At 72.4% G+C, this 14,934-nt stretch carries 8 protein-coding genes; 7 read left to right on the forward strand and 1 reads right to left on the reverse strand.

Annotation, left to right across the window (positions count from 1 at the left end):
* Positions 1 to 159 precede the first annotated feature (159 nt).
* From F0415_RS12610 to recD, 4 genes are all read left to right on the forward strand, one after another.
* Positions 160 to 318 carry a hypothetical protein gene (locus tag F0415_RS12610; RefSeq protein ID WP_188310354.1) on the forward strand — a complete coding sequence of 53 codons (159 nt, stop codon included), beginning with the start codon at positions 160 to 162 and terminating at the stop codon, positions 316 to 318.
* Positions 319 to 560: 242 nt separating this feature from the next.
* Entirely contained in the window at positions 561 to 3,980 is a 3,420-nt protein-coding gene (recC, locus tag F0415_RS09625; RefSeq protein WP_149861008.1) for an exodeoxyribonuclease V subunit gamma, read from the forward strand.
* On the forward strand, positions 3,977 to 7,546 hold the full coding sequence (locus F0415_RS09630; protein ID WP_149861009.1) for a UvrD-helicase domain-containing protein: 3,570 nt from the start codon (positions 3,977 to 3,979) through the stop codon (positions 7,544 to 7,546). Before recC ends, F0415_RS09630 begins: the two co-directional genes overlap by 4 nt.
* On the forward strand, positions 7,543 to 9,270 hold the full coding sequence (recD, locus tag F0415_RS09635) for an exodeoxyribonuclease V subunit alpha (RefSeq protein WP_149861010.1): 1,728 nt from the start codon (positions 7,543 to 7,545) through the stop codon (positions 9,268 to 9,270). The genes F0415_RS09630 and recD overlap by 4 nt, the downstream gene beginning before the upstream one ends.
* Here the strand turns inward: recD and F0415_RS09640 are convergent.
* Positions 9,267 to 10,166: a LysR family transcriptional regulator gene (locus tag F0415_RS09640; protein ID WP_149861011.1), complete on the reverse strand. Its 900-nt coding sequence runs from the start codon at positions 10,164 to 10,166 to the stop codon at positions 9,267 to 9,269. The genes recD and F0415_RS09640 overlap by 4 nt on opposite strands.
* Before the next feature lie 118 nt (positions 10,167 to 10,284).
* Between F0415_RS09640 and F0415_RS09645 the strand changes: the two genes are divergently transcribed.
* From F0415_RS09645 to acnD, 3 genes are all read left to right on the forward strand, one after another.
* Complete coding sequence (locus F0415_RS09645; RefSeq protein WP_149861012.1) at positions 10,285 to 11,433, forward strand: zinc-dependent alcohol dehydrogenase family protein; 1,149 nt, start codon at positions 10,285 to 10,287, stop codon at positions 11,431 to 11,433.
* A gap of 46 nt (positions 11,434 to 11,479) precedes the next feature.
* The gene (locus F0415_RS09650; RefSeq protein WP_149861013.1) at positions 11,480 to 12,109 is read left to right on the forward strand and encodes a glutathione S-transferase family protein; all 630 of its coding nucleotides are present in this window, start codon (positions 11,480 to 11,482) and stop codon (positions 12,107 to 12,109) included.
* A gap of 182 nt (positions 12,110 to 12,291) precedes the next feature.
* Complete coding sequence (gene acnD / locus F0415_RS09655) at positions 12,292 to 14,904, forward strand: Fe/S-dependent 2-methylisocitrate dehydratase AcnD (RefSeq protein ID WP_149861014.1); 2,613 nt, start codon at positions 12,292 to 12,294, stop codon at positions 14,902 to 14,904.
* Positions 14,905 to 14,934: the final 30 nt, after the last annotated feature.

The following is a 14,934-nucleotide window of genomic DNA, read 5'->3' on the forward strand; positions in this document are numbered from 1 at the left end:
GGGCGGGGCGGGAATTGTAGCGCCGGGCTGACGCCGTTGCCGGAAATCGCCCCGGCCCCGACGTTTCGCCATCCCAGCGGCCGGTCTACGTTCTTCCTATCCGCCCGCCGGTGCGGCTGTCGCCATGCTGGCCTCTCACCCGAAGAGAGGAGAACCGCCATGCGTGAACTGGACTCCAGCATCACCCGCGCCGTCGCCGCCGGCCTCGACGATGCGCCGCTGCCGCCGCCCGCCCCGGGCGTCAGCCAGGCCGAATGGGAGGCGTTGCTGCGACAGCTGGAGTGGGAGCGCAATAATCCCTATCGGACGGTCGAATGACCGATCCGGACGCCGGCCGTGGCTCGCGCGTCGCGCCTGCCCGGCGGGCTCCGGCGCCGCGCGCGCGGCCCTGGCTGGATGTCCGCACCGCTTCCCGGGGACAGCAGCAAGCGGACGTGAGATCGAAGGTGGCGACCGTTCGCCGCCGCTCTGCCCTCATCGGCCAGATCGCCGTCGCCGTTCTCTCCAGGTGAGACCCGTCCGTCTTAGCCTGGCCCGACCGATCGGCTAGGCTGTGAAGGATGAGCGGGGACTGGAAGCAGCGCGCCAGCGAGGGCATTACCGTATTCCGGGCCAGCCGTCTGGAGGCTCTGCTGCAGCCGCTCGATTTCCTGCTGGGCGAACAGCGACCAGACGGCCTGCTGACACCACAGACGGTCATCGCGGCCCATCCGGGCATGCGGCAGTGGCTGTCGGGCGCGCTGGCGAAGCATCGCGGCGGCGAGGGCATCGTCGCCAATATCGACATCCTGCTGCCCAGCACCTTTCTTGATCGCCTGGCCGTCGAGGTGCTGGGCCAGGAAGCCACCTCGCCCGCGGCCTGGCGCCGGCCGCAGCTGCGCTGGCGCCTGTTCGAACTGCTGGCCACGCCACCCGATCCGTCCCTGCGCGAGCGCCTGGCCGGCCCCGACGGCGAGCGCCGTCGTTTCCAGCTCGCCGACCGGCTGGCGCGCATCCATACCCAGTACATGGCCTACCGCCCGGACTGGCTGGCGGAGTGGGCGAAGGGCAGGGTGGCCTTCAGGGAGGCAGGGTTCCATCCGGCGCTGTGGCAGGCACTGAGCCGGCAGATCCACGAACCGCATCGCGGCGAACGTCTGGCCGAGCTGGCCCGCCGGCTGCGTGGGGACGACGTCCGTCTCGCCGCCAGCGATCCGCTGCACGTGTTCGGTCTCAGCCACCTGGCCCCGGCCGAGCTGGCCGTGCTGCGGGCGCTGGCCGCGCACCGGCCGGTGGTGTTCTATCTGCCCGATCCCTGCCGCGAGTACTGGGGTGGCCTGGTGTCCGACCGCGCCCGTCTGCGGGCACTGGCGGAAGCGCCTTTCGGCGCCGAGGCGGAAACCGTGTTCCTCGGGCAGCACCATCCGCTGCTGGCGGCCTGGGGCCGGCTCGGCCAGCATTTCATGCTGCAGATGCAGTCGCTGGATGCGCAGATCGACCTGCGCCATTTCCGCGACGAGCGCGACCACGACGAGCCGCCGAAGAACCTGCTCGAACGACTGCAGGAAAGCATTCGCCGGCTCGACCCGGCCCTGCTGGCGGAAGATCCGCGTCCGCCCGAACAGCGTCGCGGCGATGCTTCCCTGCGCGTGCACCGCTGCCACAGCCGCCTGCGCGAACTGGAAGCCCTGCGTGACGCCCTGCTGCGGGCCCGCCGCGACGATCCCACGATCGAGCCGCAGGACATGGTGGTGATGGCGCCGAAAATCGCCGACTACCTGCCACTGCTGCCGGCCGTGTTCGGCGCGCCCGGTGACCCGGAGGCGCCGCTGCCCTACCACCTGGCCGACGTGCCGGTGGCGCGGGCGCGACCGCTGTTCAAGGCCTTCCGCCAGCTGCTGGCGCTGCCGGGCTCGCGCACCACCGCCGCCGAGCTGATGGACTTCGTCGCCCAGCCCGACGTGGCCCGTCGCCTGGGCCTGGACGAGGATGGGTTGGCCCTGCTGGAAAACGCCCTGGCCCAGGCCCGCGCCGCCTGGGGCCTGGACCCGGCCACCCGCGCCGCCCAGGGCGTGCCGGATACGCCGGAACACACCCTGGCCTGGGCCATGGACCGCCTTCTGGCCAGCCACGTGCACGGCGAGCAGGCGCCGGAAGCGGTGTTGCAGGTCGGCACCGACCGCATCGCGCCGGTGCCCGGCATCGGCAACGTCGGGGCGGTGCTGGGCGCGCTCGACCACCTGTTGCAGCAACTGGCGCAGCTGCGCGCCGATGCCACCGCGCCGCGCAAGGCCAGCGCCTGGGCGCAGCGCCTGGAAGCGGTCCTGGAAGCGCTGTTCCAGCCCGATCCGGAAGACCCGTCCTCGCGCGAGGCCATGGACGAACTGCGCGGCCTGCTGCGCCGCCTGGCCAGCGAGCCGGGCGAGGCCGGGCTGGATCCGGAGATCGGCTTTCCCGTCGTCCGCCAGTGCCTGGAAGAGGCGATGGCGGCGGTGCCGGAACGCCAGCGCTTCCTCGCCGGCGGCGTCACCGTCTGCGGCATGGTGCCGCAGCGGGCCATTCCCTTCCGGGTGGTGGCGGTGCTGGGCCTCAACGAAGGCGAGTACCCGCGCCGCGACAGCGATGCCGGCCTGGACCCGATCGGCCGCCCCGGCCTGCGCCGACTCGGCGACCGCGACGTGCGCAGCGACGACCGCTACCTGTTCCTGGAAACGGTGATGTCGGCGCGCGACCGCCTGCACCTGAGCCATGTCGCCTTCGATGCGAAGGACGGCAGTGCGCGCAACCCCGCCGCGCCCTTGGCCGAGCTGATGGCGGCGCTGCCGAGGTCGGACTGGCAGGACCCGCTGCAACCGGAGGCGGAAGCCTCGCCGGCCTGGCAGGTCACGCATCCGCTGCAGCCCTTCGACGAGGCCTGCTTCGGCGATGATCCTGCGCTGCGCAGCTTCTCGCGCGAGTTCGCTGCCATGGTCGGCGGCGAGGCCGACCGGCCGACGCTGCTGACACCGGCGCTGCCACCGCCCCCCGACGGGACGTCCGTCATCGAGCTGGACCGCCTGATGCGCTGGGCCCGCGATCCGGCCAAGCTGGTGTTGGCCGACGGCCTGCGCGCGCGCCTGGATGGTCTGGGCGAGCGTCGCCTGGAGGTGGACGAGCCGCTGGAGGCGCGCCTGGATTTCCTCGACCGGCAGGCGCAGCAGCTCTGCGAGCGCGCCCTGTCCGATCCGGGCTTCTCCCTGGACGAACCGCCGCCGGAACACCTGCGCCTGGCCGGCGTGCTGCCCGCCGGCGCGCTTGGCGCGAAGACCTGGCAAAAGGAACAGGAACTCGCGCAGCGCCTGGTCGACGTGGCCAGGGGGCGTGAAGACGCCACCGAACTGTTCACGCCGACCCTGGCGCCGCAAGTGCAGCCGGCCATCACCCGCCAGGTCGGTCGCCATACCTTGCTGGGCGAGCTGGCCAATGTGCGTGGCCGCGATGACTGGCTGTTCGTCTTCGCCGGCTTCGCGCACAAGGAGAAAGAGGACGGTCTGGGTTTCCGCGACCGCCTTCCGCTCTACCTGGCCTGGGCCCTGTGCCGGCTGGCGCCGGAGAACCTGAAGCGACGTGTGCGCGTGGTGGCGCTGACGACGAGACCGGGCGCCCCCGGATCCTGGCAGCGCGCGCTCGCCGATTGGGACGACGCCTTTCTCGCCGCCGACGCCGGCGAACAGGCGCGCATGCGCACGGTGCTGGAAACCAAGCTGGCCTTCCTGCTCGATGCCGCCACGATGCCGCCTTCGCAGCCCTGGCCCTGGTTCCCGCGCACCAGCTGGGCCCTGGCCAATGATCCGGACAAGGCGGTGGATGCCTGGAAACGCGAACGCAGCTGGGCGCCGTCCTACGCGCAACTGCTCGGCCGCGGCATCGACCTGGATGCCGATGACCGCTGGCGCTCCCTGCTGGGCGAGGCGGCGCAGCTGATGTGGCAGGCCATGCAGCCCTGGGAGCAGCCGGCATGAGCGCGGTCGGTCAGGTGGCGAGTTGGCGCGAGCTGGAGCTGGGGCCCGGCGGCCGTTCCCTGGTCGAGGCCAGCGCCGGCACCGGCAAGACCTGGACCATCGGCGTGCTCTGGCTGCGCCTGCTGCTGGAGCGGGGGGAAGAACTCGGCGTCGAGCGCATCGTCGTCACCACCTTCACCGAGGCGGCCGCACAGGAGTTGCGCGAACGCCTGCGCCGGCGCCTGCGCGAAGCCCTCGATCTCGCCGCCGGAGCCGTGCCGGAAGCGCCGGACGAAGGCGAGGCCTGGCTGCTTTCGCGCTGGCAGGACGAGGCCTGTCGGGCCCGCGACCTGCGCCGCCTGCGCCTGGCCTTGGCCGATTTCGACCGCGCGCCGATCGGCACCCTGCACGGCCTCTGCCAGCGCATCCTCAGCGAGCATCCGCTGGAGAGCGGCCAGGCCTTCGAGCCCGGCGAACCCGCCTCCGGCAAGGCCCTGCTGGAGGAACTGGCCCGCGACGCCTGGCGCGTGCTGCGTCAGGGCGACGACACGCCGCTGCACGAGGCCGGTCTGCAGGACATCGGTCTGGAAGAGTTCACCCGCGTGCTGGGCGAGCTGCTGCGGCCGGGCGTGCGCATCGTCGCGCCGGAGGAAACGCTGGAAGAGGTGCGCCTGGCGCTGGCACCGTCGTTGGCCGGACCGCTGCGCGAGGTGGTCGCGCAGCTGGAGTGGTTCACGCGCAAGAACGCCGTACTGCGGACGAGCCTGGAAGAGCTGGGGCAGTGGCTGGAAACCGGTGTCTGGCCCAATGACAGCAAGAAACCCACGCAAGAGAAGATGGACGAGCGCTTCAAGCTGCTCACCGCCTTCGAGCTGGAAAAACAGGTGAAGGACGACCGCCAGGCCGATTTCCTGGCACTGCCGGCCATCGCCAGCCTGCGCGCGGCCTGGCCGCGGTTCCTCGCCTCCCGCCACGGCGCCGCGTTGCGCTTCTGGGCGCAGCAGGTGCAACGCGTCGGCGAATGGCGCGAGGCACGCCTGGCCGCACGCGGCCAGCTCACCTTCGACGAGATGATCCGCCGCGCCCACGCCGCCATCAGCGCCAACCCGGCCCTGGCCGATGTCCTGTTCGCCGACTGGCCGGCGGCGCTGGTGGACGAGTTCCAGGACACCGACGCCCAGCAATACGGCATCCTCGACCGCATCTATCGCGACGGCGGCGGCCTGCCGCGTGGGCGCCTGGTGATGATCGGCGACCCCAAGCAGGCCATCTACGGCTTCCGCGGTGGCGACGTGCACGCCTACCTGCGCGCCAGCCGCGATGCCGGCGAACATCTGCCGCTGGCCACCAACCACCGCTCCTCGCGCGCCTACGTGGCGGCGCTGAACGCGCTGTTCGCCGCCGCCGGCAACGAATTGAGCACGACCGGGCGGGGCGGGATCGCCTACCACCCGGTCGCCGCCAGCGACCGCCAGGACAAGACGCCCTACCTGATCGGCGGCCAGCCGGCGCAGGCGCCGCTGGTGCTGCACCTGCTGGAGGAGGCGCCGCCGTCCCAGCCCGAGCGCCGGCAGCGGGCACTGAAGGCCTGCGCGAACCACATCGCCGCCCTGCTCGCCGACCCGGCGCACACCCTGGTGCGCAAGCGGGGCAAGGAACACCTGCCGGAACGCGTCGCTCCCGGCGACATTGCCGTGCTGCTGCCTGGCAATGCCGACATCGTCCGCCTGCGCCGCGAGCTGCTGGCCCTGGGTGTGCCCTGCGTCGGCGGCGCCCGCGCCAGCGTGCTGGACAGCGACTGGGCCTTCGAACTGCAGGTACTGCTGCAAGCCATCGCCGCCGAAGCGGATGAAACGGCCCTGCGCGCCGCCATGCTGACCCGGCTCTGGGGCGGCGACCTCGCGGCGGTGCAGGCACTGGAACAGGACGCCGCCGCGCTCGATGCCGCCGCCGACCGTCTGCATCGCCTGCGCCAGCTGTGGCGGCGCCAGGGTGTGCTGGCGGCCGTGCTGGCCATGGCCGGGGAAGCGGCGCCCCGCCTGCTGGCGCATCCCGGCGGCGAACGCGACCTAACCGATCTGCGCCACCTCGGCGAACTGCTGCAGGCGCAGAGCGAGCGTGGCCTGGGCCCGCACGCGCTGCTGGCCTGGCTCGGCGAACAACGCAGCGAGGCCGACAGCGAAGCGCCCGACAGCGAGCAGCGGCAGCTGCGCATCGAATCCGACGCCCACCGCGTGCAGCTGATGACCCTGCATGGCGCCAAGGGCCTGGAGTTCCCGATCGTGTTCCTGCCGCTGCTGTGGAACCACCAGCACAAGGGGGGCGGCAAGGGGCCGTGGCTGGTTCCGGACCCGGACGTGCCCGGCCGCGTGGCACGGCTGGATGCCGGGGCCGCCGACTGGCACCGCCAGGAGGCCCAGGACGAGCGCTTCCGCACGCTGTACGTGGCGCTCACCCGTGCCATCCACGCCTGCCACGTCTACGCGCTGCCGCCGGACCGGCCGGCGAAGAAGGGCAGCCAGGCGGCCCTGGGCGACCCGGAGCGGGCGCCGCTGGACGCCTTGCTGGAACGCCTGGGTCTGCCAGGCCGACGCCCGCTGATCGAGGGCGTGCAATGGCGTGAGGGTTGGCCGGAGGAGGGCGTCGCGCCGCTGTCCTTGCCGACGGCATCTCCGCGCCGCGAGGCGCTCGAGCCGCCGCCGCCGGCGCCCCCGCGCCATCGCCTCAGTTTCTCCGCCCTGATCGGCGGCGCGCATGCGCGCGCGCTGGACGAGGCCGCGGCCGACGACGAACAGGAAGCGCCGCTGCTGGAACCGGTCGAGGCCGAGCCCGAGCCGGCGCATCCGGAACTGCTGGCCCTGTCCGCCCTGCGCGGTACCGCCTTCGGCAATGCCGTGCATGCCAGTTTCGAGCTTCGCGATCACGGCAAGCCGCTGCGTGGGCAGCTGGAGCTGGTCGGCCGGCAACTGGCGCGTTTTGGCGTGCGCTCCAGCAGCGAACCCGTCAACGTGCTGGTGCCGCGCCTGGCCGCGCGCCTGGACGCGGCGTTGCAGGCGGAACTGCTGCCGGGCCTGTGCCTGGCCGAGGTGCCGCCGGAGAAGCAACGCGCCGAGATGGCCTTCCACTTTGCCCTCGACGGCGCCCGCCTCGATGCACTGCGTCGCGCCTGCGCCGAACATGGTGAGCCGACGCTGGTGCCGCCGCTGGGCCTGGCCGCCCTGCGCGGCCTGATGACCGGCAAGGTGGACCTGATTTTCGAACACGCCGGCTGCGTGCACGTGCTGGACTACAAGGGCAACTGGCTGGGTGAGCGCCTCTCCGACTACCGCGGCGAGGCCCTGCGCCAGGCCATGGATCGCAGCCATTACCGGCTGCAGGCGCTGCTCTACACCCTGGCCCTGCACCGCTACCTGCGCCAGCGCCTCGCCGGTTACGCGCCGGAACGGCACCTGGGCGAGGCCATCTACCTGTTCGTCCGCGCCGCCGGCCTGGCGCCGGGCGCGGGCGTGTGGAGCCGGCGTTTCGATCCGGCGCTGCTGGCGGCGGTGGACGGCGTCTTCGCCGGCCGTGGGGAGATGGCGGCATGAACTGGCTCGACTACGCGCAGCCGCCGCGCCTGGAGCTGGAAGGCCGCCTGCAGGAACGCGCGCTCGGCCGCGCCATGGCGCGCTGGGTGCAGTCGCATGGCGGCGGCGCCGTGCTGGCCGAACTGGCGGCCCGTGCCGCCGTCGCCGAACTGCATGGCGACACCGCCCTGGCGCCGCTGGATGGCGAACGGTGCCAGGCCATCGCCGGCGAAAGCATGGTCGGCGATGGTCGCGAAACGAGGCCCTTCGTCCTCGACGCCGCCGGCCGCTTCTACCTCTGGCGCAACTACGTGCACGAATGCGAGGTGGCGGCGCTGATCGGCGAACGCCGCCGCGCCGCCACGCCGCTGCCCGTGGACGAGGCTGGGCTGGCGGCGCTGTTCCCCGGCGGAGATCCCGCCCGCGACGGCGCCCAGCGCGAGGCGGTGCGCGCGGTCGGCGGCCGCCGCCTGTTCGTGCTGACCGGCGGCCCCGGTACCGGCAAGACCACCACCGTGCTGCGCATGCTGCTGCGCCTGGCGCGCGACGGCATCGCCGCCCGCGACGGCATCGCCGTGGCCGCGCCCACCGGCAAGGCGGCACAGCGCCTGGTGCAGTCGCTGCGGCAGGAATCGGCGCGCCTGCGCGAACAGCTGCCGGCCGACTGGGCGCCGTATTTCGAGCTGCTGCCGGCCAGCGAAGCGCTGACCGTGCATCGCCTGCTGGGCTGGTCGCCCGGCCGCCAGGCCTACGGCCGCGGCCCCGACTCGCCGATCAGCGCCGGCGTGGTGGTGGTGGACGAGGCCTCGATGCTGGACCTGGCGCAACTGCGCGCCCTGCTGCGGGCGCTGTCGCCGACCGCCACCCTGGTGCTGGTGGGTGATGCCGACCAGCTCGATCCGGTCGGCGCCGGTTCGGTGCTCGGCGATCTGGTCTCCGTGCTGGAAGCGCAGCAGGCACCGGAACTGGTGCGCCTGCGCCACAGCTTCCGCGCCGATTCGCGCCTGTTGCCGGTGCTGGAAGCCGTGCGCCTGGGCCAGGCCAAGGCCCTGCAGGCGGCGCTTGCCGCGGCCGGCGGGCAGGGCAGGGCGCATCCGGTGGAAAACAGCGCCGAACTGGCGCGCGTGCTGCGCCGCTGGGCCGACGGCCTGGCCGAGGCCGGTTCGCCGGCACCGCTGGCGGGCGACGAAGCCGCGGCGGCGACGAAGGCGCTGCGCGCCCTGGCCGAGCGGCAACTGCTGGCGGCCCTGCGCGAAGGCAGCTTCGGCACCGAGGCCATCAATGCCGCCATCGAGCGTCACCTGCGCCAGCGCTGGCAGGTGCCGGCCGATGCCCCCTGGTACCCGGGCCGGGCGGTGATGGTCACCCGCAACGATTACGGGCTGCGCCTGTTCAACGGCGACATCGGCCTCTGTCTGCGCGGCGCCGACGGCCGCCTGCGCGTCTGGTTCGAGACCGAGGCCGGGGCCCGCGCCTTCGCCCCGGGCGCGCTGCCGGCGCACGAGCCGGCCTTCGCCATCACCATCCACAAGAGCCAGGGCAGCGAATACGATCAGGCTGCCGTGCTGCTGCCGCCGGACCCGGAGCACCGCATCCTGTCCCGGCAGCTGCTCTACACCGGCCTGTCCCGGGCCCGGCGCGCGTTGGAGCTGTGGGCGCCGCAGGACAGCCTGGACGCCGCCCTGGCCCGGCCGGCGCGCCGGGCCGGCGGCCTGGCCGAGCGGTTGGCGGCGGCAGGGCCTTAGCCACGGTCGTCGTGCCGCAATCGCGGATCGGCCGACAGGCTCTGGTACAGGTGATCGGTGAGCGCGCGCACCCGGGCATTGCGCCGCAGGTCCGGATGCGTCAGTACCCAGACCTGGGTGTCGAACTCCGGCGGTGGCGGCCGCAGCCGCACCAGCCCCGGCAGGCTCTCGGCTACGGGGCACAGCAGCCAGCCGACGCCAAAGCCCTCGGCGACCGCGCGGGCCAGGCTCAGCAGCCCGTCCACCCGCAGCGCCACCCGGTCCGGGGGCACGTGACGGGCGATCCAGCGGGCCGACTCCAGGTGGGCAAGCGATTCCACATGACCGACCCAACGGTAGTCCGTCTCGTCCGCCGAGGGGCCCAGCGTGGCCAGGTAGGCCGAGGACGCGTACAGCGCCGTCTGCACGCGGCCGACCCGCCGGCCGACCAGGTTTTCCGGCGGCCGGTTGGAGCCGCGCACCGCCACGTCCGCCTCGCGCCGGCCCAGGTTCAGGAAGTGGTTGTTGATCACCAGTTCCAGCTGCAGGGCGGGGTGGCGGGCGCGGAATGCCGCCAGGCCCGGCAGCAACAGCGTGTGCAGCAGGGTGTCCGGAGCGGTCAGGCGCAGGCTGCCGGCAAGCTGCAGGTCGCCGCCGGTGACCCGGCGTCTGGCGCCCTCCACCTGCTCGGCGAGGCCGGCCAGGGCGGCGGCCAGTTCCTGACCGCGCGACGTGGGCACGTAACCGCCGGGCCGCCGTTCGAACAGGCGGACCGACAGGCTGTTTTCCAGACTGGCGATGCGCCTCAGCACGGTCGAGTGGTTGACGCCCAGCAACTGCGCCGCGGCGCCTACCGAGCCGCGCTCGCAGACCGCCAGGAAAAACTGCAGGTCGCTCCAATCGGCGTGCCGGGCCATGTGCCTCCCCCGGGGGACAGGGTATGCAAAAACGCATGTTAGGTATGCATGAATCGCGAGTTTACCCGCGAATTCGCCGGAGGGAGGATGCCGCACCCCCCCGCTCCGGAGCATGCCCATGTCCCATCGCCCTTCCGCCCAGCCCCTGCCGTCGTCCGTCCAAGCCCCTTCGTCGTCCGCCCAAGCTCCTTCGTCGTCCGCCCAAGCTCCTTCGTCGTCCGGTGCTGTCGCGCCGGTGGCGACGGACGCCATCGCCTACCGCCTCGTGCGCGGGGCCGGCATCGGCGCTTTGCAAGCGGTCCGCCGCCCCCGACGCGCGCCCGGGCCCGGCGAGCTGCGGATCGGCATTCGCGCCGTGGCCCTGAACCATCGCGACCTGATGTTTGCGGACGGCCGCTCCGGCCAGGGTGGCCCGGCCATCGTGCCGGCCTCGGACGCGGCCGGCGTGGTGCTGGAAGCCGGCCCCGGCGTCACCCTGTTCCGACCCGGCGACCGGGTGATCAGCAGCTTTTTCCCGGACTGGCTGGCCGGCCCGGTCACGACCGCCGCGACCGCCCGGGCCTTGGGCGGCAGCGTGGACGGCGTGTTGGCCGAGGAGGTCGTGTCGCCGGAAACCGCCTGGGTGCCGGCCCCGGCCCATCTCGATCCGGTCGAGGCGGCGACCCTGCCCTGTGCCGGCCTGACCGCCTGGCACGCGCTGTTCGAACTGGATCCGCTGCCGCCGGGCGCCACCGTCGCCCTGCTGGGCACCGGCGGGGTGTCGGTCTGGGCGCTGCAGCTGGCCAAGGCGGCGGGCCTGCGGGTGATCCTGACCTCGTCGGACGACGGCAAGCTGGAGCGGGCCCGGACCCTGGGCGCGGACTTCACCGTGAACTATCGGCGGGTGCCTGCCTGGGGCGCGGTACTGCGCGAGCTGGCAGGTGGCGAGGGCGTGGACCGGGTGCTGGACGTCGGCGGGCCGGTGACCCTGGCGCAGTCGGTGACGGCCCTGCGGCCGGGCGGCAGCGTGGCCGTGGTCGGCCGCCTGGGCGGTGGCGAGCCGGCGGCACTGGATCCGGCCGCCTTGTTCCTCGGCGGCAAGCGGCTGCTCGGGCTGATGGTCGGCAGCCGGGCCATGGCCCTGCGGTTCTCCCGTTTCGTGGAAACCGCCGGGCTGCGGCCGGTGATCGACCGGGTATTCCCGTTCGACCGGGCCGGAGACGCCTACCGGTCCCTGGCCGCGTCCCGGCACCTGGGCAAGGTGGTGATCGCGGCGGGCGAGGGCTGAGCCCGGCCACGTTGCCGGGGCGGCGTCCGGCGCGGACAATGCCGGCATGCCCCTGATCATCGGCCGCCAGAGTTCCCACTACACCCGCGTGGTGCGCATGCTGGCCATCGAACTGGGCCTGGACTGCGCGCTGCGCCCCATCCACGACCTGCTCAGCGAGGATCCCGCCACCTTCGGCGGCAATCCGGCCCTGAAGTTGCCGGCCCTGCGCCTGGACGACGGCGCCGTGGTCTGGGGCAGCGGCAATGCCTGCCGGGCACTGGCGCGGCTGGCTGAGGGGGGCGAGGCGCGGGTGTTCTGGCCGGAGCAGGCACGCACGCCGCTGCCGATGAACGCCCACGAGCTGGTGGCGCATGCCATGGCGATGGAGGTGGAAGTGGTCTTCCACGAGATCGTCGCCGCTCGCCCGCCGGATGCCGCCTCGCGCAAGCGCCGGGCCAGCCTGGTGGGCAGCCTGGCCTGGCTGGATGGGCATCTGGCCGAGATCCGCGCCGGTTTCCACGAGGGGGTGTTGCCGCTGTTCGAGCTGCAGCTGTTCGCCCTGCTCGAGCACCTGCCCTTCCGCAACCCCATGGATATGCAGGGCTGGCCGGCCCTGCGCGGCTTCGTAGAGGAGTGGCGGCAGCGGCCCTCGGCGCAGGCCACGCCCTACCGTTTCGACGCGCCGGCGGAATAGCGGGCTGACGGGTTTTCCATCTCCCCCGGACCCCTCTCCCGCAAGGGGAGAGAGGCTCGGCGTATTTCCTTTCCTCCCTCGCGGGAGAGGCGCCGGGAGAGGATTGCCTGCGCCGCGCGTCGTGCCCGAACTTGCCGCATGGCCGATAATGGCGGGCTTTGATCACCCGCAAGGCCAGCCCCATGAACACCGCCTACCGCAAGCCGCTGCCCGGCACCTCCCTGCACTGGTTCGATGCCCGCGAGGCGGTGGAGGCGCGCTGGCCAGGGGCCTGGGCGGGCCTGCCCTACGTTTCGCGCGTGCTGGCCGAGAACCTGGTGCGGCGCTGCCCGGCCGACATCCTCGACGATTGCCTGCGCCAGCTGGTCGAGCGCCGGCGCGAGCGCGATCTACCCTGGTTCCCGGCCCGCGTGGTCTGCCACGACATCCTGGGCCAGACCGCGCTGGTGGACCTGGCCGGCCTGCGCGACGCCATCGCCGAGCGCGGCGGCGACCCGGCCCAGGTGAACCCGGTGGTGCCGGTGCAGCTGATCGTGGACCACTCGCTGGCGGTCGAACACGCCGGCTTCGAGCCGGACGCCTTCGCCAAGAACCGCGCCATCGAGGAGCGCCGCAACGAAGACCGCTTCCACTTCATCGAATGGACCCGCAAGGCCTTCCGCAACGTGGAGGTGATTCCGCCGGGCAACGGCATCATGCACCAGATCAACCTGGAGAAGATGTCGCCGGTGGTGTGCGTGCAGGACGGCGTTGCCTTCCCAGACACCTGCGTCGGCACCGACAGCCACACGCCGCACGTGGACGCGCTGGGCGTGATCGCCATCGGCGTCGGCGGCCTGGAAGCGGAAAACGTGATGCTGGGCCGCGCCTCCTGGATGCGCCTGCCGGAGATCGTCGCCGTCGAGCTGAGCGGCCGGCCGCAGCCGGGCATCACCGCCACCGACGTCGTGCTGTCGCTGACCGAGTTCCTGCGCAAGCGGCGCGTGGTCGGCGCCTGGCTGGAGTTCCGCGGCGAGGGCGCCGCGGCGCTGGGCCTGGGCGACCGTGCCACCATTTCCAACATGGCGCCGGAGTACGGCGCCACCGCGGCCATGTTCGCCATCGACCGCAATACCATTGACTACCTGCGCCTGACCGGCCGCAGCGACGAGCAGGTGGCGCTGGTGGAGACCTACGCCAAGGCCGCCGGCCTCTGGGCCGGGCAGCTGAAGGACGCGCAGTACGAGCGAGTGCTGAACTTCGACCTCTCCGGCGTGGTGCGCAGCATGGCCGGCCCGTCCAACCCGCATGTGCGTGTGGCCACCACCGAGCTGGCCGGCAAGGGCATCGCCGGCAATCTCGAGGCCGCGCGCGCCCAGGAAGCGCAGGGCCTGCTGCCGGACGGCGCCGTGATCATCGCCGCCATCACCTCCTGCACCAACACGTCCAATCCGCGCAACGTGATCGCCGCCGGCCTGCTGGCGAAGAAGGCCAATGCGCTGGGTCTCAAGCGCAAGCCCTGGGTGAAGAGCTCGCTGGCGCCGGGTTCCAGGGCGGTGGCGCTGTACCTGGAAGAGGCCGGGCTGAAGCAGGAGCTGGAGAAGCTGGGCTTTGGCATCGTCGCCTTCGCCTGCACCACCTGCAACGGCATGAGCGGCGCCCTGGATCCGAAGATCCAGCAGGAGATCGTGGAGCGCGACCTGTACGCCACGGCCGTGCTCAGCGGCAACCGCAACTTCGACGGCCGCATCCATCCCTATGCCAGGCAGGCCTTCCTGGCCTCGCCGCCGCTGGTGGTGGCCTATGCCATCGCCGGCACGGTGCGCTTCGACATCGAGAAGGATGCGCTGGGTTACCGCGAGGACGGCAGCCCGATCCTGCTCAAGGACCTGTGGCCCGGCGACGCCGAGATCGACGCGGTGGTGCAGGCTTCGGTGAAGCCGGAGCACTTCCGCCAGGTCTACGAACCGATGTTCCGCCCGGTCCAGGCCAGCGCCGGGAAGGTGAGCCCGCTGTACGACTGGCGGCCGCAGAGCACCTACATCCGCCGGCCGCCCTACTGGGAAGGCGCCCTGGCCAAGCCGCGAACGCTGCGCGGCATGCGGCCGCTGGCGATCTTCGGCGACAACATCACCACCGACCACATCTCGCCCAGCAACGCCATCCTTCCGACCAGCGCCGCCGGCGAATACCTGGCGAAGATGGGCCTGCCGGAAGAGGACTTCAATTCCTACGCCACCCACCGCGGCGACCACCTGACCGCGCAGCGCGCCACCTTCGCCAACCCGAAGCTGTTCAACGAGATGGTGCGCGACGAGGACGGCAGCGTCCGTCAGGGTTCGCTGGCGCGCATCGAGCCGGAAGGCCGGGTGATGCGGATGTGGGAGGCGATCGAGATCTACATGGATCGCGGCCAGCCGCTGATCATCATCGCCGGCGCCGACTACGGCCAGGGCAGCTCGCGCGACTGGGCGGCCAAGGGCGTGCGCCTGGCCGGCGTGGAGGCCATCGTCGCCGAGGGCTTCGAGCGCATCCACCGCACCAACCTGATCGGCATGGGCGTGCTGCCGCTGGAGTTCCTGTCCGGCAGCAACCGCATCAGCCTGGGCCTGGACGGCAGCGAGACCTATGACGTGATCGGCGAGCGCCAGCCCGGCGCCACCCTCACCCTGGTGGTGACCCGCCGCAACGGCGAGCGCATCGAGGTGCCGGTGCGCTGCCGCCTGGACTCCGACGAGGAGGTCTCGATTTACGAGGCTGGCGGCGTCCTGCAGCGCTTCGCCCAGGACTTCCTGGAGGCCAGCCAGGCGGCCTGACCCGGGAAAGCACTTCTCCCCTTGCGGGAG

The sequence above is a fragment of the Arenimonas fontis genome (assembly GCF_008386465.1).
Classification (GTDB): domain Bacteria; phylum Pseudomonadota; class Gammaproteobacteria; order Xanthomonadales; family Xanthomonadaceae; genus Arenimonas; species Arenimonas fontis.

Bases quoted from the DNA above. Each gene is read 5' to 3' on its own strand.
- F0415_RS09640 (WP_149861011.1), bottom strand. From the start codon at position 10,166: ATGGCCCGGCACGCCGATTGGAGCGACCTGCAGTTTTTCCTGGCGGTC.
- recC (WP_149861008.1), top strand. From the start codon at position 561: ATGAGCGGGGACTGGAAGCAGCGCGCCAGCGAGGGCATTACCGTATTC.
- acnD (WP_149861014.1), top strand. From the start codon at position 12,292: ATGAACACCGCCTACCGCAAGCCGCTGCCCGGCACCTCCCTGCACTGG.
- recD (WP_149861010.1), top strand. From the start codon at position 7,543: ATGAACTGGCTCGACTACGCGCAGCCGCCGCGCCTGGAGCTGGAAGGC.
- F0415_RS09650 (WP_149861013.1), top strand. From the start codon at position 11,480: ATGCCCCTGATCATCGGCCGCCAGAGTTCCCACTACACCCGCGTGGTG.
- F0415_RS09630 (WP_149861009.1), top strand. From the start codon at position 3,977: ATGAGCGCGGTCGGTCAGGTGGCGAGTTGGCGCGAGCTGGAGCTGGGG.
- F0415_RS12610 (WP_188310354.1), top strand. From the start codon at position 160: ATGCGTGAACTGGACTCCAGCATCACCCGCGCCGTCGCCGCCGGCCTC.
- F0415_RS09645 (WP_149861012.1), top strand. From the start codon at position 10,285: ATGTCCCATCGCCCTTCCGCCCAGCCCCTGCCGTCGTCCGTCCAAGCC.